Below are 348 nucleotides of genomic sequence, written 5' to 3'. Positions count from 1 at the left end.
GACGATGAAAAGGAAGATGATAGAAGTATTTGTTCATTATTAGCTCAGCCAACATAGAGGGGCCTGCGTTGCTGCGGGGCAGCGGCAAAAGTAGCATTGGAGCAACACGGATAGCAGGTGCTTCTTCTTCGTTCTGCTCATTCTCGGCATTCTCTTCTACTACAATTGGCTTTATGGCATACTTCGGGCGTTCTATTCGACGGACATAGGTCTCACCGGGCTTATGTTCAAGAATTTCAGTCACCTCTTCGCCGATACGCACCCAGTTGTCCTGTTTGCCTTCCGGCTCTATGACTTCTACTACTCGTCGAAGGTGATCTGGTAACGGCTGACGTACGGGCTTCTTTT

1 pseudogene is annotated in these 348 nt (G+C 48.9%); it reads right to left on the bottom strand.

Annotation, left to right across the window (positions count from 1 at the left end):
• A pseudogene (locus tag W7W_RS22525) lies at positions 1-348 on the bottom strand (IS66-like element ISPba3 family transposase); the annotation flags it as partial.

The sequence above is a fragment of the Marinilabilia salmonicolor JCM 21150 genome, assembly GCF_000259075.1.
Taxonomy (GTDB): Bacteria; Bacteroidota; Bacteroidia; order Bacteroidales; family Marinilabiliaceae; genus Marinilabilia; species Marinilabilia salmonicolor.
Note: the sequence above shows the minus strand (reverse complement) of the source record. Positions and strands in the feature narration are given on the sequence as shown.